At 61.8% G+C, this 22,521-nt stretch carries 19 protein-coding genes; 5 read left to right on the forward strand and 14 right to left on the reverse strand.

Annotated elements, in window-relative coordinates; translation table 11 throughout:
• Positions 1–28: 28 nt before the first annotated feature.
• Entirely contained in the window at positions 29–538 is a 510-nt protein-coding gene (locus F0P97_RS17440) for a BON domain-containing protein (RefSeq protein ID WP_003069479.1), read from the reverse strand.
• Positions 539–714: 176 nt separating this feature from the next.
• Complete coding sequence (locus F0P97_RS17445) at positions 715–1,980, reverse strand: MFS transporter (RefSeq protein ID WP_182283301.1); 1,266 nt, start codon at positions 1,978–1,980, stop codon at positions 715–717.
• A 284-nt stretch (positions 1,981–2,264) separates the two neighbouring features.
• Here F0P97_RS17445 and F0P97_RS17450 point away from each other — a divergent pair, with 284 nt between their 5' ends.
• A complete protein-coding gene (locus F0P97_RS17450; protein ID WP_182283302.1) occupies positions 2,265–3,296 on the forward strand; it encodes a patatin-like phospholipase family protein in 1,032 nt (343 codons plus the stop codon).
• 60 nt (positions 3,297–3,356) lie between these two features.
• Here the strand turns inward: F0P97_RS17450 and F0P97_RS17455 are convergent, their stop codons facing one another.
• The 12 genes from F0P97_RS17455 to F0P97_RS17510 form a co-directional block, all read right to left on the reverse strand.
• Positions 3,357–5,216 (reverse strand): acyl-CoA dehydrogenase, encoded by a 1,860-nt coding sequence (locus F0P97_RS17455; protein WP_182283303.1) that lies wholly within the window; start codon positions 5,214–5,216, stop codon positions 3,357–3,359.
• A 72-nt stretch (positions 5,217–5,288) separates the two neighbouring features.
• On the reverse strand, positions 5,289–5,762 hold the full coding sequence (locus tag F0P97_RS17460; protein ID WP_182283304.1) for a PaaI family thioesterase: 474 nt from the start codon (positions 5,760–5,762) through the stop codon (positions 5,289–5,291).
• 1 nt (position 5,763) lies between these two features.
• On the reverse strand, positions 5,764–6,939 hold the full coding sequence (locus F0P97_RS17465; protein ID WP_182283305.1) for an acetyl-CoA C-acyltransferase: 1,176 nt from the start codon (positions 6,937–6,939) through the stop codon (positions 5,764–5,766).
• A 157-nt stretch (positions 6,940–7,096) separates the two neighbouring features.
• Positions 7,097–9,196, reverse strand: coding sequence for a 3-hydroxyacyl-CoA dehydrogenase NAD-binding domain-containing protein (locus tag F0P97_RS17470; protein WP_182283306.1), 2,100 nt, complete (start codon positions 9,194–9,196; stop codon positions 7,097–7,099).
• Between the two features lie 241 nt (positions 9,197–9,437).
• Positions 9,438–10,133 (reverse strand): ABC transporter ATP-binding protein, encoded by a 696-nt coding sequence (locus F0P97_RS17475; protein ID WP_182283307.1) that lies wholly within the window; start codon positions 10,131–10,133, stop codon positions 9,438–9,440.
• A gap of 1 nt (position 10,134) precedes the next feature.
• Positions 10,135–10,953: an ABC transporter ATP-binding protein gene (locus F0P97_RS17480; RefSeq protein WP_182283308.1), complete on the reverse strand. Its 819-nt coding sequence runs from the start codon at positions 10,951–10,953 to the stop codon at positions 10,135–10,137.
• Between the two features lie 3 nt (positions 10,954–10,956).
• Positions 10,957–12,297 carry a branched-chain amino acid ABC transporter permease gene (locus tag F0P97_RS17485; protein WP_182283309.1) on the reverse strand — a complete coding sequence of 447 codons (1,341 nt, stop codon included), beginning with the start codon at positions 12,295–12,297 and terminating at the stop codon, positions 10,957–10,959.
• A 3-nt stretch (positions 12,298–12,300) separates the two neighbouring features.
• On the reverse strand, positions 12,301–13,254 hold the full coding sequence (locus F0P97_RS17490) for a branched-chain amino acid ABC transporter permease (RefSeq protein ID WP_182283310.1): 954 nt from the start codon (positions 13,252–13,254) through the stop codon (positions 12,301–12,303).
• 113 nt (positions 13,255–13,367) lie between these two features.
• Positions 13,368–14,603, reverse strand: a complete 1,236-nt coding sequence (locus tag F0P97_RS17495) for a branched-chain amino acid ABC transporter substrate-binding protein (RefSeq protein WP_182283311.1) — start codon at positions 14,601–14,603, stop codon at positions 13,368–13,370.
• Positions 14,604–14,833: 230 nt separating this feature from the next.
• Positions 14,834–16,069, reverse strand: coding sequence for a branched-chain amino acid ABC transporter substrate-binding protein (locus F0P97_RS17500; RefSeq protein WP_034365895.1), 1,236 nt, complete (start codon positions 16,067–16,069; stop codon positions 14,834–14,836).
• A gap of 189 nt (positions 16,070–16,258) precedes the next feature.
• Entirely contained in the window at positions 16,259–17,281 is a 1,023-nt protein-coding gene (locus tag F0P97_RS17505) for a DUF4123 domain-containing protein (protein ID WP_182283312.1), read from the reverse strand.
• A gap of 334 nt (positions 17,282–17,615) precedes the next feature.
• The gene (locus F0P97_RS17510) at positions 17,616–19,259 is read right to left on the reverse strand and encodes a 3-(methylthio)propionyl-CoA ligase (protein ID WP_182283313.1); all 1,644 of its coding nucleotides are present in this window, start codon (positions 19,257–19,259) and stop codon (positions 17,616–17,618) included.
• A 204-nt stretch (positions 19,260–19,463) separates the two neighbouring features.
• On the opposite strand from F0P97_RS17510, the gene F0P97_RS17515 reads away from it, so the two are divergent.
• The 4 genes from F0P97_RS17515 to F0P97_RS17530 all read left to right on the forward strand — a co-directional run bounded on the left by F0P97_RS17515 (position 19,464) and on the right by F0P97_RS17530 (position 22,459).
• Positions 19,464–20,999: a protein adenylyltransferase SelO gene (locus F0P97_RS17515; protein ID WP_182283314.1), complete on the forward strand. Its 1,536-nt coding sequence runs from the start codon at positions 19,464–19,466 to the stop codon at positions 20,997–20,999.
• Positions 20,996–21,412, forward strand: a complete 417-nt coding sequence (gene msrB, locus F0P97_RS17520) for a peptide-methionine (R)-S-oxide reductase MsrB (protein ID WP_182283315.1) — start codon at positions 20,996–20,998, stop codon at positions 21,410–21,412. Before F0P97_RS17515 ends, msrB begins: the two co-directional genes overlap by 4 nt.
• Positions 21,413–21,626: 214 nt before the next feature.
• On the forward strand, positions 21,627–22,196 hold the full coding sequence (locus F0P97_RS17525; protein WP_182283316.1) for a septation protein A: 570 nt from the start codon (positions 21,627–21,629) through the stop codon (positions 22,194–22,196).
• Positions 22,193–22,459 (forward strand): BolA family protein, encoded by a 267-nt coding sequence (locus F0P97_RS17530; RefSeq protein ID WP_182283317.1) that lies wholly within the window; start codon positions 22,193–22,195, stop codon positions 22,457–22,459. The genes F0P97_RS17525 and F0P97_RS17530 overlap by 4 nt, the downstream gene beginning before the upstream one ends.
• Positions 22,460–22,521: the final 62 nt, after the last annotated feature.

Genomic DNA, 22,521 nt, shown 5'->3' on the forward strand with positions numbered 1-22,521 from the left:
CTTCATGCGGGTTGGCGGCCTAGGAGTATCAGCCGGCCTTCACGGTCAGATTGTTGTTGACCGAGGTCACGCCCTTGGCAGCCTTGGCGATCTCGCCGGCCTGGGTCTTGACGGCTTCGCTGGGCACGGTGCCGGTCAGGGTCACTGCGCCGCCCTTGGTGTCCACATTGATCTGCAGGGCGCTGATTTCCGGGGCCTTGATCAAATCGGTCTTGACGGCAGCGGTGATGCCGGCGTCATCGAGGGCAGCCCCCGCCTTGGCTGCGCCTTCTTCCATCTTGTTGCCAGCCTTTTCCATGGCGGCACCGGTAGCTTCACCAGCCTTGGCCAATGCATCGGCAGCTGCATCGCCGGCCTTGGCCGTACCTTCTTCAATCTTGCTGCCAGCATTTTCCGCAGCCTTCTCGGTCTGGGAAATGGCGGAATCGAGCTTCTGGCCAGCGGTCTTGTTGTCGTCGGACTTGCCGCAGGCAGCCAAGCCAAAGGCCAAGGCGGTAATGGCCAGAACTTGAGCGGAACGCTTGAACATAGTGGTCATATCGATTTCTCCCTTAATGCTTGCAAAAACATGACGGTCAACTGTAACGAACCACCATTTTGGCTCGGATACGAACTTTTCCAGCATCTCTGTAGGACAAATTTGTCCGAATTTGTGACATTTGATTAATAAGTGTTTTCTTCTGTGATTTACAGAAACTCTATGCAAGCCATGCGCTAGTCCGCAACCCCTTGCATGCGCGGATGGCGCGCAAATGCCAACCCCAGCAGGGTAGCCAACAGCATGACGAAGCAGGCAAACAGACTCACGGCCAGCTTCACGCTCCAGTGGTCGGCAATCCAGCCCACTGCCATCATGGGCAGCATGGATCCCAGCAGACCGATGGTCTGATAGCTGGACAACATGCCTGCCCGGTTGTCGGGCCTGGCAAGACGGCCCACCATGGTCATGCCGGCCAGCATGCACATGCCATGCCCCAGTGCCGTCAAACACACGCCCAAGATGAACAGCAGCGCCGAGCGCATCTGCAGATTCAGCAGCAGCATGCCGTTGCTGAGCGCCAGCAGCGCCATGCCGGCAAAACCGCAGCGGTGCAGCGGCAAGCTGGCAGCCACCAGCTGAATGCCCGCAGAGACGAGCAAAATCACCGCAATGGCCGTACCGCTGACCGCAGGGCCGCTCCAGGGAATCATCTGCTGCAGAAACAGCGGCGCCATGGAGGCATACAGCCCGAATACGCCGAACGCCACGAACGGGTAGCCGCAGGTCAGTGCAAAAGCCAGGGAATCCTCGCGCACAGGCCAGATCAGCCGCGGCAGGCAGTCCCGCCAGTGCAGGCGGCCCGATGCCTGCCCCGGTTGGCCCGCGTCCTGCTGCACCGATTCCGGCAGCTTGAGCGTGACAACGCCCGCCACACCGATGCAGCCCAGCACCAGCGGCACCAGATAGGCCGTCGTCAAGGGCTGAGGCAGCCACTGCCCCGCCACGCCACCGATCAAGGGCCCCAGACCAAAGCCCAGCACATTGAGAAAGCTGGCCATCATGGCCACCCGCTGAGGCTGCAGATGGGTGCTTCCGCTGGCCGCCAGCAGTGTCAGGCCCGTGGTGGCGCTGATGGTGATGAGGCTTGATGACACCCCCACCATGAAACGCCCGACGATCAGACTGGGCAGATTCCAGGCCAGCATGGAGATCAGGGTGCCTGCCAGCGTCAGACACAGGAAACACAGCATCACGCGCTGAAAGCCGATGCGGTCGGGCAGGCGCCCCAGAAACAGCAGGGCGCACAGGCCACCGCACATATAGAGCACATAGATCAGCGAGATATCGCTGGGCCGCAACTGCCAGGCTTGCTGATAGAGCGCATAAAGCGGACTGATCAGCGCCGCCCCCAGCACTCCCACCACCAGGCCGAAGCCCACCCACCAGACCGAGACCTGTGCCGTTGTGGCACCGGCCTGCCATGTATTGCTTTGCGACATTTGCTGCCTCTTGATCGTGCCAGGCCTGCGACAGGGACAGAGCGGACAGGGCGGACAGGCGTTCGTCCTGCCGCGCCGTCAGAGCGTGCCGGCTACTTGCTTGTAATGAGAACATTGTCTGCAAAGCCGCATCGGCACACATAGGCCAAACAAAGGATACATGTCCCAAACTATTTGCCATCAAGCACAGGAAGCTATGCTTTTTGACGATCAAAACCAGTACGTCAACGCATCAAACACCCGTCGCTATACTTTGCGCCCTAATGACAGCAGGATTTCCCGGCATGCGCCTGAATGCTTTTTTGCGCCCCTTGGTCTGTTTGAGTCTGCTTGGCCTTGCCGCCTGCGGCAGCAATCCCTCCAGCCCCGCAGCGACACCCGAGCCGCCCACCGCAACCACATCAGCCCCCCCGATCAAGATCGGCCTGGCGCTGGGCGGTGGTGCGGCCAAGGGCTTTGCCCATATCGGCGTCATCAAGATGCTCGAGGCCAATGGCCTCACGCCCTCGTTCGTGGCCGGCACCAGTGCGGGCAGCGTGGTGGGTGCGCTCTATGCAAGCGGCATGAACGCCTTTGAGCTGCAGGAAAAAGCCGTGGCCCTGGATGAGGCCAAGATCCGCGACCTGCAGCTTTCTGCGGGAGGCCTGGTGCTGGGCCAGAAGCTTGAGGACTATGTGAATGAACAAGTCCACCGCAAACCGCTGGAGCAGATGGCCAAGCCCTTTGTCGCCATCTCCACGCGCCTGGAAGACGGTGAACGCACGGTGTTCGCACGTGGCAATGTGGGCCAGGCCGTGCGCGCCTCCAGCAGCGTGCCGGGCGTGTTCCAGCCCGTCACCATCGGCAAGTACCACTATGTGGACGGCGGCATTGTCAGCCCCGTGCCGGTGGATGCCGTGCGCAATCTGGGGGCCGACATCGTGATTGCCGTGGACATCTCCAACAAGGCCAGCGGCAAGACCCCGGCGAATATGCTCGGAGCACTCAATCAGTCGATTGCCATCATGGGCCAGAAGCTGGGCCAGGCCGAGCTGGCACGTGCCGACATCATCATTCGTCCCAAGGTGCTGGACATCGGCCCGGCCGACTTCGCGCAGCGCAGCCATGCGATTGTGGAAGGTGAGAAGGCCGCTACCGCACTGATGCCGCAGATTCGCGAACGCATCGCCCAGCTGCGTGCCGAACGCGCCAAGGCCACTCAGGTAGCGCAGCAAAAGGCCGCCGAAGCCAGCTATCAGGACTGCCTGAAGCAGCGTTCCAGCCTTCAAAAGCTGTCCGGCATGGTGGGCATGAGCGGCAACTGCGAAAAGCCCTGAGCTGAACCTGCCCCATGAAAAAGGCCCGCGTCAGCGGGCCTTTTTGCAGCGCGGCGAGGCTCAGAACGCCTCTTCCTCCATCCCAGCACAGGTCATGTCGCGCGCCTTGACCACCTGCAGCCAGGCGCCGATGCGCGGCAACTCGTAATGGAAGAAGTAACGCTGCGCGGCCATGCTGCCGCGATGAGCGGCAATTGCCAGATCCTTGTCCATGGCCAGTACGGCCAGCGCCACATCCAGCCAGATCCAGGCCAGTACCAGATGGCCGAAGGCCTGCATATAGGGCACGGCATTGGCCAGTGCCTCCTGCGGATTGCCGGTGGCCCAGGCCGCCTTGGTGGTTGATCCAACATCGGCCAGCGCACGCGCCAGCTGGTTGGCATAGGTGCCCAGCTTCTCATGCTGCATGGCTCGCTGGATGGTGGCATTGATGCGTGCAGCCAGCAGCTGCAGGCCCTTGCCGCCATCCATGACGACCTTGCGGCCCAGCAGATCCATGGCCTGGATGCCGTGCGTGCCCTCGTGGATCATGTTCAGGCGGTTATCACGCCAGTACTGTTCGACCGCGAAGTCACGCGTGTAGCCATAGCCGCCATGGATTTGGATGGCCAGCGAATTGGCTTCCAGGCAGAACTCGCTGGGCCAGCTCTTGGCCACCGGCGTCAGCACCTCCAGCAGCAGCCGGGCTTCTGCCGCCTCCTGGCTCTGGCCGGTGTACTGCTCGTCCACCAGTCTTGCGCACAGCAGATTCAGGGCCAGCGCGCCTTCGCAATAGGCCTTCTGCGCCAACAGCATGCGCTTGACGTCGGCATGCTCGATGATGCGCGACTGCGGCCGGCTCGCATCCTTGCCGCCCTCGCCTATGGGCCGACCCTGGGGGCGGCTCTGTGCATATTCCAGACTGGCGTGGTAGCCCGCCATGCCCAGCATGGAGGCCGCCATGCCGATGGAGATGCGCGCCTCGTTCATCATGTGGAACATGCATTTCAGGCCCTCGCCGGGCTTGCCGACCAGATAGCCGATCGCACCCGCACCGCAGCCGTCCAGCCCCCCGCCATGCTGTCCGCGCACGGGGTATCTGCCTTCGCCGAAATTGAGCAGGGTATTGGTCGTGCCGCGCCAGCCCAGCTTGTGGTTGAGCCCCGCCAGGGCCACATCGTTGCGCTCGCCAGTCAGCCGGCCCTCGGAATCGACCAGCCTCTTGGGCACGATGAACAGCGAGATGCCCTTCACGCCGGCAATGGTCTTGCCGTCGGCGCCGGGAATCTTGGCCAGCACGAGGTGCACGATGTTCTCGGTCATCTCGTGGTCGCCCGAGCTGATCCACATCTTGTTGCCCTTGAGGCGATAGCGCGGCCCCAGCGCATCGCTCTCGTACTCGACGCCATCGGGCTCGGCGCGTGTGGCGATATCCGACAGCGACGAGCCCGCCTGAGGCTCGGACAAGGCCATGGTGCCGGCCCAGCGACCGTTGAACTCATTGGCCGCAAAGACCTTTTTCTGCCGCTCGGTGCCATGGGCCATGATGGCATTGGCATTGCCCGAGGTCAGCATGTTCGAGCCAATGCTGATCGAGGCCGCTGCAAAAAAACAGTTGGCCGCCGCCTCCACGGCATAGGGCAGTTGCATGCCGCCCATCTCGTAGTCCTGGGCCGCGCTGAGCATGCCCGATTCGGCATAGGCCTCGCGGGCTTCATAGGTGCATTGGGGCAGGATGACCTTCTCGCCATCGAATTGCGGCTCCTGCAAGTCCACCGTGCGGTTGAAGGGCGCGTATTTCTCGCGCGCAATGCGCTCGCAGGTATCCATCACCGCATCAAAGGTATCACGCGAATGATCGGCAAAGCGTGCGCGACTGGTCAGGCCTTCAGCCTGCAGCCAGTCGTAGAGCAGAAAGTCAATGGTGGAACGCAGGCGCATAGATTACCTATCAAAACAGGCTGCAAGCGCTCTATGCACCAGAGCGAGCAGCTATCAAAAGAAGAGCATCAACTAGGCGGGCGCGCCCTCGGGCCGCTCGGGCAGCACCGCGATCGTGCCCTGCGCCACGGCGCACAGCCTTTCCTGCCCGTCGGCCAGCACCACGAGCACCTCGCAGCGGCACACCGCCTGCGAGCGGCCGGCGTGCACGGCCTCGGCGCGTGCAAGCAGGCGCTCGCCCACGGCCGGGCGCAGGTAGTTGATCTTGAATTCCGACGTCACCACGGGCCGGCCCAGCGCGCTGCCGCCGGCATAGGTGAGCGCGTTGTCGGCCAGGTAGCTCAGCACACCACCGTGCGCGAAGCCGTGCTGCTGCTGCAGTTCGCGCCGCATCGGCAGCGCGAGCGTGCAGCGCCCGGGCTCGAAGGCTTCCAGCGCGGCGCCCAGCAGGATGCTGAACGGCTGGGCCGCCAGCACCTGCCGGCCCATGGCCAGGAAGGCTTCGGGCGACACTGCGGCGGGCGCCGCGCCGGTAGCGCCAGCCATGTCAGAGCACCTCGAACACGCCTGCCGCACCCATGCCGCCGCCAATGCACATGGTCACGCAGACACGCTTGGCGCCGCGGCGTTTGCCCTCGATCAGTGCATGGCCCGTCAGGCGCTGGCCCGAGACGCCATAGGGGTGGCCCACGGCAATCGCGCCGCCGTTGACGTTGAGCCTGTCGGCCGGAATGCCCAGTTTGTCGCGGCAGTAGATGACCTGCACGGCAAAGGCTTCGTTGAGCTCCCACAAGTCAATGTCATTGATCGACAGACCCAGCTTCTTGAGCACCTTGGGGATGGCGTAGATGGGGCCGATGCCCATCTCGTCGGGCTCGCAGCCGGCCACGGCAAAGCCCAGGAAACGGCCCAGGGGCTTGAGGCCCTTGCGCGATGCGTATTCCTCGCTGACCACGGCGCAGGCGCCGGCTCCGTCGGAGAACTGGCTCGCGTTGCCGGCGGTAATCACCCCGCCGGGCAGCGCGCTGCGCAGACCGCTGATGCCTTCCTTGGTCGTGCCCTCGCGAATGCCTTCGTCCTTGCTCACGGTCACCTCCTTGGTGACCATGCCGCGCACCTTGTCCACCACGCCCATGACGGTCTTCATGGGGGCAATTTCCGCGTCGAACAGGCCGGCAGCCTGTGCCGCAGCGGCTTTCTGCTGGCTGGAGGCGCCGTACTCATCCTGGGCATCGCGGCTGATGCTGTAGCGCTTGGCCACCTGTTCGGCAGTCTGCAGCATGCTCCAGTAGATCTCGGGCTTCATGGCAGTCAGCTCGGGATCGAAAGCCATGTGCTGATTCAGGTGAGGCTGCACGCAGGAGATGCTCTCCAGGCCGCCAGCCACCAGCACATCGTTCTCGCCCGCGATGATGCGCTGGGCAGCCAGCGCAATCGCCTGCAGGCCCGAGGAGCAGAAGCGGTTGATGGTCAGACCCGATGTCGTGACCGGCAGGCCTGCACGCATGGCGATCAGACGGGCGACGTTGCCGCCGGTCGTGCCTTCGGGCAGCGACATGCCCATGATCACGTCCTCGACCTCGGCACCCTCGATGCCTGCGCGCTCCACTGCCGCCTTGACGGCGTGGGCGCCCAGGGTGGGGCCATAAGTCATGTTGAAAGCGCCCTTCCAGCTCTTGGCCAGCGGAGTGCGCGCGGTAGAAACAATCACTGCGGATGTCATGTTCTGTCCTTTGATTCTGGGTATTTCCTGGCAAATCGCCGTTCACACAGCCCAGCAAATCGAAGATTTGCGTTGGAGACGAGGCGCGAAGCCGCAGGCAGTACGAGCAGTACGCCAAGGCCTCGCAACGACGTTTCAAGGTCTGTGTGCGCGGCGCCTAGCTGAACTGCTTGCCTTCGGCGGCCAACTTGGCCAGCAGCGGAGCAGGCTGCCAGAACTTGGCATCGTCGTTGGGGTTCCGGGCAAAGCGGCCCATGGCCTGAACCACGTTGAACAGGCCGACTTCGCCCGCATAGTGCATGGGGCCGCCGCGCCACAGCGGAAAGCCGTAGCCGGTCAGATACACCATGTCGATATCGCCGGACTTGCTGGCAATTCCGTCCTCCAGGATGTGCGCACCTTCGTTGACCAGCGCATAGACCAGGCGCTGCACGATTTCCTCGTCGGAGATCTTGCGCGGCGTGATACCCAGGCTCTTGCGGTGCTCGTCGATCATCTTGGCCACCACCTCCGAAGGGATGGCATCCCGCTTGCCAGGCACATAGTCATACCAACCCGCACCGGTCTTCTGACCGAAGCGGCCCAGTTCGCACAGACGATCCGCACTGGCGCTGTACTTCATATCGGGTTTTTCGACATAACGGCGCTTGCGAATCGCCCAACCGATATCGTTGCCCGCCAGATCGCCCATGCGGAACGGGCCCATGGCAAAGCCGAACTTCTCGATGGCCTTGTCCACCTGCTGTGGCGATGCACCTTCGTCCAGCAGGAAGCCGGCCTGGCGCGAGTACTGCTCGATCATGCGGTTGCCGATGAAGCCGTCGCAGACGCCGGAGACCACGGCGGTCTTCTTGATCTTCTTGCCGACCTTCATCACCGTGGCCAGCACATCCTTGGCCGTGGCCTTGCCGCGCACCACTTCCAGCAGCTTCATCACATTGGCGGGACTGAAGAAATGCATGCCCACCACGTCCTGCGGACGCTTGGTAAAGGCGGCAATCCTGTCCACATCGAGTGTGGAGGTGTTGGATGCCAGAATCGCACCGGGCTTGGCCACTTCATCGAGCTGCTTGAAGACCTGCTCCTTCACGCCCAGCTCCTCGAACACAGCCTCGATGATGAGGTCGGCATTCTTCAGATCGCCATAGTTGAGCGTGGTGGACAGCAGGCTCATGCGCTGCTCGTACTTCTGCTCGGAGAGCTTGCCCTTTTTGACCTGGGCTTCGTAATTCTTGCGGATGGTCGCCACACCGCGATCCAGGGCTTCCTGCTTGGTCTCCAGAATCGTGACGGGAATGCCCGCATTCAGGAAGTTCATGGAGATGCCGCCGCCCATGGTGCCGGCACCGATCACACCCACGGTGCGGATCTCGCGCACCGGTGTATCGCCGGGCACGTCAGGGATCTTGGAAGCCGCACGTTCGGCCATGAACAGATGACGCAGCGAACGCGACTCGGGCGTCATCATCAGCTGCATGAAGGCTTCGCGCTCGGCCACCATGCCGTCGTCGAATTTCTTGGTCGTGGCGTTCTTGACGGCTTCCAGGCAGCGCATGGGCGCTGGGAAGTTCTTGGACATGCCCTGCACCATGGTGGCGGCAAACTCGAAATAGGCCTCGCCCTGGGGATGCTTGCAGGACAGATCGCGCACACGCGGCAGCGGGCGGACATCGGCGACCTCCAGCGCCAAGGCCTTGGCCTCGGCCAGCAGCGTCTCGGCAGATGCAGACATCTTGTTGAACAGGTTCTGGCCGGGCAGCATGGCCAGCATTTCGCTCATCACGGCCTCGCCGCTGACGATCATGTTGAGAGCGGCTTCCACACCCAGTACGCGCGGCAGGCGCTGGGTGCCGCCGGCGCCCGGCAGCAGGCCCAGCTTGACCTCGGGCAGCGCCACGGCCGTGCCGGGGGCCGCAATGCGGTAATGGCAGCCCAGCGCCAGCTCCAGCCCGCCCCCCATGCAGACGCTGTGAATCGCGGCAATCACAGGCTTGGTCGACAGGTCCAGTTGCTGGATGACCGAGATCAGGTGCGGCTCACGGTAGGCATCATCCTTGCCGAACTCGGTGATATCGGCTCCGCCCGAGAAGGCCTTGCCGGCTCCGGTGATCACAATGGCCTTGACGGCATTATCGGCCAGAGCCTCGCGCAAACCCTCAACCACACCTCGTCTGGTGGCCAGACCCAGGCCGTTGACCGGCGGGTTGTTCAAGGTAATGACGGCGATGGCTCCGTCCACTTTGTATTCAGCAGTCATGCTGTTGTCCCCTGTTCAATAAATAGAAAAGAACGGTCGTGCGTTTTTATTTTGCGAATTTTGCTGCGTTGCGCAACTGATGCTTGTCCTGAGCGAGACAGCTCACACAATGAGCACACCTCATGTCAAAGACATCAAGCAAGGGCCTGGGCGGCCCCACCGCCCCGCAGCAAGGATGTCGTCCCCCTCCCGCAAAGCGAGAGAGGGGGAAGCGGCAAAGCCGCTCAAGGGGTGTGTCAGCTCACACCTCCAGCCACTCCTTGCGAACCTTTTCGTTCGCTCTGAGGGTCTCGGGAGTGCCGTCAAACACGATATGTCCATGGCCCATGACCAGGGCCCGATCAGAGATATTCATGGCAATGGTGAGCTTTTGCTCGATCAGCAGCACGGACACGCCACGATCCTTGATCTTCTTGAGGTATTCGCCCACCAGTTCCACGATCTTGGGTGCCAGCCCTTCCGTGGGCTCGTCGATGATGATGAGATCCGGGTCGCCCATCAGCGTGCGGCAAAGCGTGAGCATCTGCTGCTCGCCGCCCGACATCACGCCGGCCTCGGTGTGCTGGCGCTCCTTGAGGCGCGGAAACATGGCATACATGTCGTCAAAACCCCAGCGACTGCCTTTGCCCTTGCCTTTTTGCCCCAGCATCAGGTTCTGATGTACGGTCAGATTGGGGAATACGTCACGACCTTCGGGCACATAGCCGATACCCAGATGGGCCACCTCATAGGCTTTCTTGCCATGCAGGTTCTTGCCTTTCCAGTCCAGTGCCCCCTCCCAGTGCACCAGTCCCATGATGGCCTTGGCTGTGGTGGAGCGGCCCGAGCCGTTACGCCCCAGCAAGGCCACGATCTCGCCCGCATGGACCTCGAAGTCCACGCCATGCAGCACGTGGCTTTTGCCATAGTAGGCATGCAAATCGTTGATCTTCAGCATCTCAATGCGCTCCTGCCTGTTGGTCTGCGACGGAAGATCCCAGATATGCTTCTTGCACTCTGGCGTTGGCACGCACGGCTTCGGGAGTGTCATAGGCGATGACCTCGCCATAGACCACCACGGCAATCTTGTCCGCGAGTCCGAAGACCACCCCCATGTCGTGCTCCACGGTCAGCAGCGTCTTGCCTTCAGTGACCTTCTTGATCAGCTGGATGAAATGTGCGGTTTCGCTGTTGCTCATGCCTGCCGTGGGTTCGTCCAGCAAGATGACGCTGGCACCGCCGCCGATGGTGATGCCGATCTCCAGCGCGCGCTGCTCGGCATAGGTCAGGTTCACCGCCAGCGTGTCGCGCTTGCGGTGCAGACCGATCATCTCCATCAGCTCGTCGGCGCGTTCGTTGGCGTCATGCAGATTGGAGAGAAAGCGCCAGAAGCTGTAGCGGTAGCCCAGACTCCAGAGCACGCTGCAGCGCAGGTTTTCAAACACCGAAAGCTTGGGAAAGATGTTCGTGATCTGGAAGCTGCGCGACAGCCCCATGCGGTTGATCTCGAACGGCTTCTTGCCGTTGATGCGCTGGCCGTGCAGCAGCACCTCGCCGCTGCTGGGCTCGAAACGGCCGCTGATCAGATTGAACAGCGTGCTCTTGCCTGCACCGTTGGGGCCGATGATGGCGACACGCTCGCCGGCATTGACCGCCAGGTTGGCGCCGCGAATGATTTCGGTCTTGCCGAAGCTCTTGCGCAGATCGCGCAGCTCCAGCGCATGAGAGGACTGCTGCACCGCTTGCGCAGCCGGTTGATGGATGGCGATGCTGGACATGGTTCAGCCCTCCCCTTTCTTGATGCTTTCTTCGATCGCTTCCTGTATGCGACCCCAGCGACGGGCCGTCAGTCGGCGCACGCCCTCCAGCAGGCCCAGGCCCACCACGAACACCACGATCGCCACGGTCCAGGTGGCAGCAGCACCGGTGTCCAGCTCGGCTCCCATGAACGGCACCTTGGGGCCCAGGGCCGCATTGAGCTGCATGTGATAGATCATCTCGATCAGCGACGCGGCACCAATCACTGTCACGATGCCCGCCGCCAGAATGCCCAGATAGGGCATGAGCAGGCGCTTGAAATGGCCGAACTTGGCGACGCGCAGATTCATCATGATCAGGCTGGCCACACCGCCGGGGGCATACATGACCATGAGCAGGAACACCAGGCCCAGATACAGCAGCCAGGCCTTGGTCAGCTCGGACAGCAGCACCGATGCCAGCACCAGCAGCACGGCACCGATGATGGGGCCGAAGAAGAAGGTGGCGCCGCCCAGGAAGGTGAACAGCAGATAGCCGCCCGAGCGCACCACGCTGACACTGTCCATGGCCGTGATGATCTCGAAATTGATGGCCGTCAGCCCGCCGCCGATGCCCGCAAAAAAGCCTGCAATGATGAAGGCGAAGTAGCGCACGCGCTGGGTGTTGTAGCCCACGAATTCCACGCGCTCCGGGTTGTCGCGCACGGCGTTCAGCATGCGTCCCAGCGGCGTGCCGGTGAAGGCAAACATGGCAGCCGTGCAGACAAAGCAATACACGGCAATCAGGTAGTACACCTGCAGGCCCGAGCCGAAATCCAGCCCGAAGAACTTGCTGTAGACCCGGTCCGTGGTGATGCCGCCCTCGCCGCCGAAGAACTCTGGAAACATCAGCGCCATGGACGCCACCAGCTCTCCCAGTCCCAAGGTGATCATGGCAAAGGTGGTGCCGGATTTCTTGGTCGTCACATAGCCGAAGAGCGCGGCGAAGAACATGCCCGCCAGGCCGCCCACAACGGGAATCAGCACCAGCGGAATGGCCATCTCGCCTGCAGCGGCCTTGTTCATGGCATGGATGGCCAGGAACGAGCCCAGGCCGGTATAGACCGCATGCCCGAAGCTCAGCATGCCGCCCTGCCCCAGCAGGATGTTGTAGGACAGGCAGATGATGATCAGATAGCCGATCTGGCTGAGCATGGTCAGAGCCAGCGAGCTGGTGAAGATCAGCGGTGCCACGATGAGCGCCAGCGCAAACAGGCCCCAGATCAGAACTCGCCCTATGTTCAAGGGCTTGAAGCGGTAATGTCCCTGGGTCCGAGCCTTGTCGGCAGCAGAAGAATTCATGGATGTTTTTGCAATCGAAGACATGGCTCAATCCCCTCTGGTACCCAGCAAGCCCCTGGGGCGGAAAATCAGAATCAGCACCAGGAACAGGTAAGGCAGAATCGGCGCAACCTGCGACAGTGTCAGCCGCAACACGGGCCAGCCGAAGGTGGACTCATTGACCTGATGACCCATGGAGGCGAACAGGCCGGCCAGAGACCAGTCCAGTGCCACGGCAAAGGTCTGCACCACGCCGATCAGCAGCGAGGCAACGAAAGCCCCGGCCAGCGAACCCATGCCGCCGACCACCACCACGACGAAAATGATGGAGCCGACGGAGGCCGCCATGGCGGGCTCGGTCACATAGGTGTTGCCGCCGATCACTCCGGCCAGCCCGGCCAGCGCGCAGCCGCCGCCGAACACCAGCATGAACACGCGCGGCACGTTGTGGCCCAGCGCCTCCACCATCTCGGGGTTCTTGAGCGCGGCCTGAATCACCAGACCGATGCGTGTGCGCGTCAGCAGCAACCAGACAGCCACCAGCATCAGCAGCGCCACCAGCATCACAAAGGAGCGCGACTTGGGGAACTGTGTGCCATACAAGGTGAAAAGCGGCCCCTGCAGCGCCGATGGCAGCGCATAAGGCACGGTGCCGCGCCCCCAGACCAGTTGCACCACCTCAAGAATCAGATAGGACAGGCCAAAAGTCACCAGCAACTCGGGCACATGGCCATATTTGTGCACGCGGCGCAGGCTGTGGCGCTCGAACAGCGCCCCCAGCACGCCCACCAGCAAGGGGCAGAGAAAGAGCGCGGGCCAGAACCCGATGACGCCGCTGAGCGTGTATGCGAAGTACGCACCCAGCATGTAGAAACTGGTGTGAGCGAAATTAAGCACGCCCATCATGCTGAAGATCAGCGTCAGGCCCGAGCTGAGCATGAAGAGCAGCAGCCCGTAGCTCACGCCGTTGAGCATGGATATGGTGAAAAATTCAGGCGTCATCGACTTGCCTTGTTCTCATGAGCAAAAAGACCGCTGCAGCACTGCACCTGTTATGCGCTCTTGTGGGTGCGGATGCTGCAGCACGAGGGAAGGTGAGAATATGCGGGTCCGGCTCAGGACGGACGCTTCATCTGGCAACTGGTGGGCGTGCTGGCCACATAGGGCTCGTAGTACTTCACGGGGGCGAAGGTGTAGCCGGTGTTTTCCGCGTCATAGGGGAACTTGCCGCCCGCCTTCTGCCACTTCGAGATATACAGGCCCTGCTGCAGCTGGTGGTCGCTCTTGCGCATTTCGACATCGCCATTGAAGCTCCTGAGCTTCATGCCCTCGAGAGCCGCCGCCACCTTGACCGGGTCGGTGGAGCCCGTCTTGACAAAGGCCGCATCCAGCAAGGCGAAGACATGGTAGATCGAGCTTTGCGTCAGGTCGTCGTTGAACTTCTTCTTGAAGCTGTCCATGCTGGCCTGAATCGGCGCGCCCATGTTGTAGTGCCCGTAGGTCACGGTATAGACCTTGCCATCGGAGGCAGCACCCATGGCCGTGGGAGCGCCGGCGCCAAACGCGTAATAGGTATAGAACTTGACGTTGTTCAGGCCCGCGTCGTTGGCCGCCTTGAGCAGCAGTGACAGATCTGCGCCCCAGTTGCCGGTGATCACCGTATCAGCACCCGACTGCTTGATCTTGGCCACATAGGGCGCGAAGTCGCGTACCTGGGCCAGCGGAGAAAAGTCATCGCCCACGATCTGCACATCGGGACGCTTTCTCTTGAGCAAGTCCTTGGCGAACTTGGACACCTGCTGACCATGCCCGTAGTTCTGGTTGATCAGATAGACCTTCTTGACCTCGGCATCGTCCTTCATGAAGGTGGTCAGCGCCTCCATCTTCATGGAGGTATCGGCATCGAGTCGGAAATGCCAGTAGCTGCACTTGCTGTTGGTCAGGTCGGGATCCACGGCCGCGTAGTTGAGATAGAGCAGCTCCTTGCCCTTGTTGCGCGCATTGTGCTTTTCCAGTGCATCCATGATGGCCAGCGCCGGGCCCGAGCCATTGCCCTGCGTCACATAGCGCACACCCTGATCCATGGCCGAGCGCAGCGCAGCCGTGGTCTCCTGCGGGCTGAGCTTGTTGTCCAGCGCCACGACCTCGAACTTCACGCCCGAGGCGTTTTTCTTGTTGAACTCTTCCGCCAGCAACTGAAAAGTCTTGAGCTGATTCGTTCCCACGGCAGCCATCAGACCCGACAGGGGATCAATCCAGGCGACCTTGACGATTTCACCCTTCTGAGCCCAGGCACCACCTGCACTTACTGCCATAGCCGACAGGGCCACCGCGCGCATAACCCATTTCATACTTGTCTCCTTTCATTGTTTTTGCTAGCGACTGCCGCCAATCTACCGGCCGGTAGACTTTTTCCCGCTGGGGAAAGCCTTAGTAACTATCACGCATGCGACTTCCAAGGCAGATTCGCGGCAATTGGCGACACTTGCGCGACAGCTGCTCGCACTTGCAGACGAATGAAACCCGGCAATAAAAAAGGGACGCCACCAGGACGCCCCGAATATCGACCCCGCCTCCCCGCTCAGGAGGGGCGTTTCATCTGGCAGCTGGTGGGAGTGCTGGCCACATAGGGCTCGAAGTACTTCACAGGTGCAAAGGTATAGCCCGTGTTCTCGGAGTCCATGGGGTATTTGCCGCCGGCCTTCTCCCAGCGCGCGATGTACAGGCCCTGCTGCAACTGGTGATCGCTCTTGCGCATCTCGACCTCGCCGTTGTAGTTCTGGAACTTCATGCCCTCCATGGTCGCGGCGACCTTGACCGGGTCGGTGGTCTTGGCTTTGGCAAAAGCCTGGTCGAGCATGTTCAGCCCCGTGTACACGGTGCCGGTGTACATGTCCTCGTTGACCTTGGCCTTGAAGCCCTTGACGATCTTGTCCATGGCACCAGGCATGTTCAGGTGACCATAGCCCACCATATAGACCTTGCCTGCCGCCGCTGCGCCCATGGCCGTGGGCGCGCCCGTGGCAATGGCGTAATAGGTGTAGAACTTGACGTTGTTCAGGCCCGCATCGTTGGCAGCCTTGATCAGCAGCGCCAGGTCCGAACCCCAGTTGCCCGTGATCACCGTGTCGGCGCCCGACTGCTTGATCTTGGCCACATAGGGCGCAAAATCACGTACCTGAGCCAATGGCGAGAAGTCATCACCCACGATCTCCACATCGGGGCGCTTGCGCTTGAGCATCTCCTTGGCGTACTTGGACACCTGCTGGCCATGCGAGTAGTTCTGGTTGATCAGATAGACCTTCTTGATCTCAGGCACGTCCTTCATATAGGTGGTCAAGGCCTCCATCTTCATGGAGGTATCGGCATCGAGGCGGAAATGCCAGTAACTGCACTTGCTGTTGGTCAGATCAGGGTCCACGGCCGCATAGTTGAGGAACACGACCTCCTTGCCCTTGTTGCGCGCATTGTGCTTTTCCAGCGCATCCATGATGGCCAGCGCCGGGCCCGAGCCATTACCCTGGAACACATAGCGCACGCCCTGGTCCATGGCCGAACGCAGCGCGGCCGTGGTCTCCTGCGGACTGAGCTTGTTGTCGATGCCGATGATCTCGAACTTCACCCCCGAAGCATTGCTCTTGTTGAGTTCCTCGGCCACGTACTGCAGGCTTTTGAGCTGATTGGATCCCAGCGCTGCCATCAGGCCCGAGAGCGGGTCAATCCAGGCGACCTTGACGGTCTCACCCTTCTGCGCCATTGCACTCCCCGCGCACGCCAGGATCACCGATGCTGTCAAAGCCTTGATTGCAAACTTCATAGAGCGTCTCCGTTGGTGGTTATGAGCGACGCCCAGCCTAAAGGGCAAGCCAGCGCCTGCGGCCTGGGGGTTGCCCTAGCGCATATCACATTGGTGACTACAGGGTTTACCTCAGGCCACAACTTCAGAAACCATAGCAGGCTTCTCTCACCCATAAAGGTCTAGAGGCACTTTAGACTTCAGCACAGTCTAGGGTGGTAGCTGGCTTTCCGTCAGCGGCAGGCCGCTGGAGCTGCTCAGCACCTGAGGCTCGGGCAACTCCCGGCCATCCAGAAGCGGGCCTATCTCGCGCATCAGCTGGTCGAAGCTCAGCCTGCCGGCCTTGACCCCGGCCAAAAGCTCCTTCACGCCGGGCAGCTGATCAAAGCGCGCGCCCGCCATCAACGCCAGGCACAGATAGTTGAGCAGGTCACGTGTACCCGATAGCCCCTGGCGGCGCGCAAACACCAGTTGCTGACGCGTAAACCAATGCATTGCCAGCGGCGGCAATCTGTCGCGCAGATGGGTCTGATTCAGATTGAGATAGTAGATCAGCAGATCGGGCACATTACCCTTTACCAGCGCATCGACCTGAGCGGTGCCGAGTTGCAGCGGCAGGGGCGCCGCAGGCCCGGCAAAATCAGCCACCGCATATTCATGCAAACGGCCCGATCGGCTCCAGCACCACCAGCGTGCGACCGGCCCCAGCAAGGCCCGGCACTGCGCGGGCTGGAGCACGGGATCGATGCCGGATTGCGTGTCCGGATCACTCTGCCCCAGCAAGGCCGCCAGCACGACCGGATCCCAGAAGGCCAGATAACTGCTGTGGCCTCCAGGCAGTCTTGGATCCATGGCCAGGCGCAGATGGGCCAGCAGCACCGGCATCTCGCACTCGCTGGCCAGCAAGCTGGCACAAGGGCTGGCCTGCACCACATCGAGCACGGCATCGAGAAAGTTCTGCTGCGGCATTTTCAAGACCTGGGCACTGCTGCCCAGGTGCACCAACCAGGGGCTGAGCTTGCCCTCCTTGCTCGCGCGCGTGAAAGCAAACAAGGCCTCGGCACCGCTTTGCGGCACCTGCGCCAACAAGTCACGGTTCTGTGCCGCATCCAGCAACAGATACAGCTGCATGGGCTTGCCTGCTGGCTTGCCGGTCGAATTGAGCTGCGACCAGCACAGAGGCCAGCTCTTGCGTGCAGGTCTTGCTTGCGGCCAGAGCGGCCCGGCGCTCATGGCAACTCCTTGTTCACAAAGGCCGAGCGCTGCTGCGCCCGGCGTGCCAGACACTCCAGACACACATTGCGCGGTGCAGCCGGGGCGACAGTCTCTGGCCCGCAGGCTGCTGCAGGCAGACTCCAAGCACCCAGCCCGCCTAGCAAGGCGGCTCCGAGAAGCTGGCGTCGCAGCAAGTCGTGGGCGCGACCTCCATCCGGTACCGAGGGTGGCGAGCAATCGCAAAAACCGGGAGCTGAAGGCATGGATGTCAAGCAATGGAGCCAGAAGAGGCACAGGCAAAAAAGCCATCATCTCACGATGATGGCTTGGCTCCGGCCGGGCCGGGGGGCGTTCAGACAGCCGAAGGCAGCTTGTAGTCCTTGAGTTCCTCGCGCAGACGGGTCTTGAGCATCTTGCCCGTGGCACCGATCGGTATGGCCTCCACAAACACCACATCATCGGGAATTTGCCACTTGGCCGTCTTGCCCTCGTAGAACTCCAACAGCTCCTCACGCGTGATTTCTGCGCCTGGCTTCTTGACCACGGCCACGATGGGGCGCTCATCCCACTTGGGATGCGGCATGCCTATGCAGGCAGCCATGGCCACGGCCGGGTTGGCCATGGCGATGTTTTCAATATCGATGGAGCTGATCCATTCGCCGCCGGATTTGATCACATCCTTGCTGCGGTCGGTGATCTGCATATAGCCGTCGGGATCTATCGTCGCCACATCCCCTGTCGGGAACCAGCCGTGGCCGTCGGCCCCTCGCACCAGGGGGCTGCCGCTGCCTTTGTAGTAGCTGTCGATGATCCAGGGGCCGCGCACCAGCAGGTCGCCATAGCTTTTGCCATCCCAGGGCTGCTCGTCGCCGGCATCATTGACGATCTTCATCTCCACACCATAGATCGCACGCCCCTGCTTCTGCCGGATCTTCATTTGCTCTTCCTTGGGCAGTTCCAGATGCTTGTTCTTGAGCGTGCACAGCGTGCCCAGCGGACTCATCTCCGTCATGCCCCATGCGTGCAGCACCTCCACGCCGTAGTCATCCTGGAAGGCCGTGATCATGGCTGGCGGGCAGGCGGAGCCGCCGATCACCGTGCGGTTGAGCTTGGAAAAACGCAGGCCGCCTGGCTTCATATAGCCGAGCAGCATCTGCCAGACGGTGGGCACGCCGGCGGCAAAGGTCACGCCCTCGGCCTCGATCAGCTCGTAGACCGACTTGCCGTCGAGCGCCGGGCCCGGGAAGACCATCTTGCAGCCCGTGAGCGCCGCCGAATAGGGAAGGCCCCAGGCATTGACGTGAAACATGGGAACCACGGGCAGCACCGAATCACGGGCCGACAGGCACATCACATCGGGCAGCGCTGCGGCATAGGCGTGCAGCGTGCTGGAGCGGTGGCTGTAGAGCACGGCCTTGGGGTTGCCCGTGGTGCCGCTGGTGTAGCACATGCTGGAAGCGGTGTTCTCGTCGAACTGCGGCCAGCGGTATTGATCGGACTGACCCGCAATCCAGCTCTCGTAGCTGACGAGACCTGGGATGCCGCTGTCTGCCGGCAGCCGGTCTGCATCGCAGAGCACCACCCATTGCTGCACCTGCGGGCACTTGGCATGCACGGCCTGAATGATGGGCAAAAAAGTCAGGTCAAAGCACAGCACCTTGTCTTCGGCGTGGTTGACAATCCAGGCAATCTGCTCGGGGTGCAGGCGCGGGTTGATGGTGTGCAGCACCCGGCCCGAGCCGCTGACGCCGAAATACATCTCCATATGGCGATAGCCGTTCCAGGCCAGGCTGGCCACGCGCTCGCCCTCGGCCAGCCCCAGGGAGTCGAGCTTGTTGGCCAGTTGGCGCGAGCGGGCCGCCAGATCCTTGTAGGTGTAGCGGTGGATATCCCCCTCCACACGGCGGGAGACTATCTCTCCATCGGCATGGTTGCGTGCGGCGAACTCGATCAGGGAAGAAATCAACAGCGGCTGGCTTTGCATCAGACCCAACATTGGCAGTCTCCTGGATATCGTTGTGAAGATCGGGAAGCATCCTAGCGCGGGCTTCCAGGCCGTCATCTGAGGACTGTCACCAATGCGTAACCTTGGCGACCTTTGTCGGCATCCTCCCTCTGAACGATGTGTGCGCACTCAGGGAAAAACCTAGGCTACTCTCCAACGGGAACCGACTCAACAACCCTGCAAGCCCTGTCCCTGATGCCGCTCAAGCACAATGCCTGGATGAGCGAATCCCCTGCCCCGCAATGGCGCAAGCCCGGCCGATTTGAAGCCCTGGGCCCGGCTTTTTTCACCTATCTGCAACCCACGCCCGTACCCGAGCCGCACTGGATTGCTACCAGCACCAACACGGCCCGCTGGATGGGTCTGAACCCCGAATGGCTGCGCAGCGCCGAAGCACTGCAAATCCTCAGCGGCAATGCCGTCTTCGGCCAAGGCAGCGGCGGCAGCAAGCCGCTGGCCACTGTCTATAGCGGTCACCAGTTCGGCGTCTGGGCCGGCCAACTCGGCGACGGCCGTGCCATCCTGCTGGGCGAGACGGAGCAGGGCTTTGAAGTCCAGCTCAAGGGCGCAGGCCGCACCCCCTATTCACGCATGGGTGACGGCCGGGCCGTGCTGCGCTCGTCGATTCGCGAATTTCTCTGCAGCGAAGCCATGACAGCCCTGGGCATTCCCACCACGCGCGCGCTGGCGCTGACGGGCTCGCCCCTGTCCGTGGCGCGCGAGACCATGGAAACCGCCGCCGTCGTGACCCGTGTGGCCGAGAGTTTCATCCGCTTCGGCCATTTCGAGCATTTCGCCGCACGCGACATGCAGGCCGAACTCAAAGCCCTGGCCGATCTGGTCATAGATCAGCACTACCCCCAGTGCCGCGCGGCCACTGCACTGAACGGCAATCCCTATGCCAACTTTCTGCAGGCAGTGAGCGAGCGCACGGCCCGGCTGCTGGCCCAGTGGCAAGGCGTGGGCTTCTGTCATGGTGTGATGAATACCGACAATATGAGCATTCTGGGCTTGACCATCGACTACGGCCCCTTCCAGTTTCTCGACGCCTTCGACCCCGGCCATATCTGCAATCACAGCGACAGCCAGGGCCGCTATGCCTTTAACCGCCAGCCCCAGGTGGCCTACTGGAATCTCTATTGCCTGGGCCAGGCCCTGCTGCCGCTGATCGGCGACGAAGAGCTGACGATCGCCGCGCTGGAGTCGTACAAGACCGTCTTTCCTGCAGCCTATGCACGCCAGATGCTGGCCAAGCTGGGCCTGCCCGAGAACGAAGCCGGCACGCCCGCCACCGAAGGCCGCTTTGCCCTGCTGGTCAACCCGCTGCTGCAGATCCTGGCCGACAGCAAGGTGGACTACACCATCTTCTTTACCCGCCTGACCGATGCCGTTGCACAGGGGCAGCAAACGGAAATCGACTTTGAGCCACTGCGTGACATCATTCTGGATCGCGCCAGCTTTGATGCCTGGTCACTCGGCTATTCAGCTCAACTGGCACAAGTGGATCAAGCGCAAGCCGTCGATTTGATGCAAAAATCCAATCCGCGCTTTGTGCTGCGCAACCATCTGGGCGAAACCGTGATTCGTACCGCCCAGTCAGGCGACTTTGCGCCTGTGCAGCAAATGCTGGCCGTGCTGCAAGCGCCCTATGAATCGCACCCGGACCACGCTGACTGGGCCGGCTTCCCGCCCGACTGGGCTTCCTCGATTGAGATCAGCTGTTCATCATGAGCTTCCCTGTCCAGAAATCCGACCAAGAATGGCAAGCCCTGTTGCAGGACAAGGGCGCCGAAGCCGCGGCCTTCCAGGTCACGCGCCACGCTGCCACCGAGCGGCCTTTCACCGGCAAATACGAGCAGTTCTGGGCCGATGGCAGCTATCACTGCATCTGCTGCGGCAACAAGCTGTTCGACTCCCATACCAAGTTTGACGCCGGCTGCGGCTGGCCCAGCTTTGACCAGGCCCTGCCCGGCGCCATCACCAATATCGTGGACCGCAGCCACGGCATGGTACGCACCGAGACTGTGTGCAGCAACTGCGGAGCCCATCTGGGCCATGTCTTTCCCGACGGTCCCACCGACACTGGCCTGCGCTACTGCATGAACTCGGCCTCGCTGGATTTCCAGAACGAGTCTCAGAAATAAGAGCTGGCAACGCTTGGGCAGCAAGGGCCACGCTTCCAAGCGGGCTTGCTGCGCTGGCGTTGCGCATCAGCTTTGATAGCTGATTCCGTCCGGCGCACAAGGCTTTGCCCACGGAATGACCTGGGCTTTGGTGCATGATGCGGCTTTACTCACAGCGCCGGGAACCTTGTCGGTGCTGCGCAGTCTGAATTCCAGAACGACTACCATTTCGCGCATGAAGCTGCTGATTGATTTCTTCCCCATCATCCTGTTTTTCGTGGCCTTCAAGGTCTGGGGCATTTACACCGCCACAGCCGTGGCCATTGCCGCCACCGTGGCGCAGATCGCCTATCTGCGCTTGAAGACCGGCAAGATCGAGCCCATGCAATGGATGAGCCTGGGCGTCATCGTACTGTTTGGCGGCGCCACTTTGCTGGCCCATGACGACAACTTCATCAAATGGAAACCCACGGTGCTGTACTGGCTCATGGGCGGCGCGCTGCTGATCGGCCAGTTGGTGTTCAAAAAGAACCTGCTGCGCTCCGTCATGGGCGCGCAACTGCAACTGCCCGACGCCATCTGGCTCAAGCTCAACTGGGCCTGGACTGCTTTCTTCGCCGCCATGGGCGGGCTCAACATCTGGGTAGCCTACAACTTCGACACCGATGCCTGGGTCAACTTCAAGCTGTTTGGCGGCATGGGACTGATGGTGGTGTTCGTGATTGCACAAGCCATCTACATGAGCCGCTACCTGCCCCAGGACGGCGTGCCCAACACGGCCGAAACCAAGGACAAGCAGCCATGAGCATGACCATCAGCGCCCAGGCAATGGACGCAGCCCTGCGCCAGCGTCTGGCCCCGACCCGACTCGAAGTCATCGACGAGAGCTATCAGCATGCCGGTCATGCCGGTGCCAACGACAGCGGTGTGGGCACGCATTTTCGCGTGCGCATCGCTGGCCCGGCCTTTGATGGAAAAACCCGCGTGGCACGCCACCGGCTTGTGTATGATGCACTGCAAGACTTCATTGACCAGGGTGTTCATGCCATCGCCATTGAAGTACTTTGAGAACGCACTGTTCTAGCCACAGGCTCCTTGACGGGAGCCTGTTGCGTATGGACTGAACTTCA

This window comes from Comamonas testosteroni, from assembly GCF_014076415.1.
GTDB classification, from domain to species: domain Bacteria; phylum Pseudomonadota; class Gammaproteobacteria; order Burkholderiales; family Burkholderiaceae_C; genus Comamonas; species Comamonas testosteroni_F.

Coding starts and splice junctions, on each gene's coding strand:
- F0P97_RS17440 (WP_003069479.1), bottom strand. CDS start 538: ATGACCACTATGTTCAAGCGTTCCGCTCAAGTTCTGGCCATTACCGCC.
- F0P97_RS17445 (WP_182283301.1), bottom strand. CDS start 1,980: ATGTCGCAAAGCAATACATGGCAGGCCGGTGCCACAACGGCACAGGTC.
- F0P97_RS17450 (WP_182283302.1), top strand. CDS start 2,265: ATGCGCCTGAATGCTTTTTTGCGCCCCTTGGTCTGTTTGAGTCTGCTT.
- F0P97_RS17455 (WP_182283303.1), bottom strand. CDS start 5,216: ATGCGCCTGCGTTCCACCATTGACTTTCTGCTCTACGACTGGCTGCAG.
- F0P97_RS17460 (WP_182283304.1), bottom strand. CDS start 5,762: ATGGCTGGCGCTACCGGCGCGGCGCCCGCCGCAGTGTCGCCCGAAGCC.
- F0P97_RS17465 (WP_182283305.1), bottom strand. CDS start 6,939: ATGACATCCGCAGTGATTGTTTCTACCGCGCGCACTCCGCTGGCCAAG.
- F0P97_RS17470 (WP_182283306.1), bottom strand. CDS start 9,196: ATGACTGCTGAATACAAAGTGGACGGAGCCATCGCCGTCATTACCTTG.
- F0P97_RS17475 (WP_182283307.1), bottom strand. CDS start 10,133: ATGCTGAAGATCAACGATTTGCATGCCTACTATGGCAAAAGCCACGTG.
- F0P97_RS17480 (WP_182283308.1), bottom strand. CDS start 10,953: ATGTCCAGCATCGCCATCCATCAACCGGCTGCGCAAGCGGTGCAGCAG.
- F0P97_RS17485 (WP_182283309.1), bottom strand. CDS start 12,297: ATGTCTTCGATTGCAAAAACATCCATGAATTCTTCTGCTGCCGACAAG.
- F0P97_RS17490 (WP_182283310.1), bottom strand. CDS start 13,254: ATGACGCCTGAATTTTTCACCATATCCATGCTCAACGGCGTGAGCTAC.
- F0P97_RS17495 (WP_182283311.1), bottom strand. CDS start 14,603: ATGAAATGGGTTATGCGCGCGGTGGCCCTGTCGGCTATGGCAGTAAGT.
- F0P97_RS17500 (WP_034365895.1), bottom strand. CDS start 16,069: ATGAAGTTTGCAATCAAGGCTTTGACAGCATCGGTGATCCTGGCGTGC.
- F0P97_RS17505 (WP_182283312.1), bottom strand. CDS start 17,281: ATGAGCGCCGGGCCGCTCTGGCCGCAAGCAAGACCTGCACGCAAGAGC.
- F0P97_RS17510 (WP_182283313.1), bottom strand. CDS start 19,259: ATGTTGGGTCTGATGCAAAGCCAGCCGCTGTTGATTTCTTCCCTGATC.
- F0P97_RS17515 (WP_182283314.1), top strand. CDS start 19,464: ATGCCGCTCAAGCACAATGCCTGGATGAGCGAATCCCCTGCCCCGCAA.
- msrB (WP_182283315.1), top strand. CDS start 20,996: ATGAGCTTCCCTGTCCAGAAATCCGACCAAGAATGGCAAGCCCTGTTG.
- F0P97_RS17525 (WP_182283316.1), top strand. CDS start 21,627: ATGAAGCTGCTGATTGATTTCTTCCCCATCATCCTGTTTTTCGTGGCC.
- F0P97_RS17530 (WP_182283317.1), top strand. CDS start 22,193: ATGAGCATGACCATCAGCGCCCAGGCAATGGACGCAGCCCTGCGCCAG.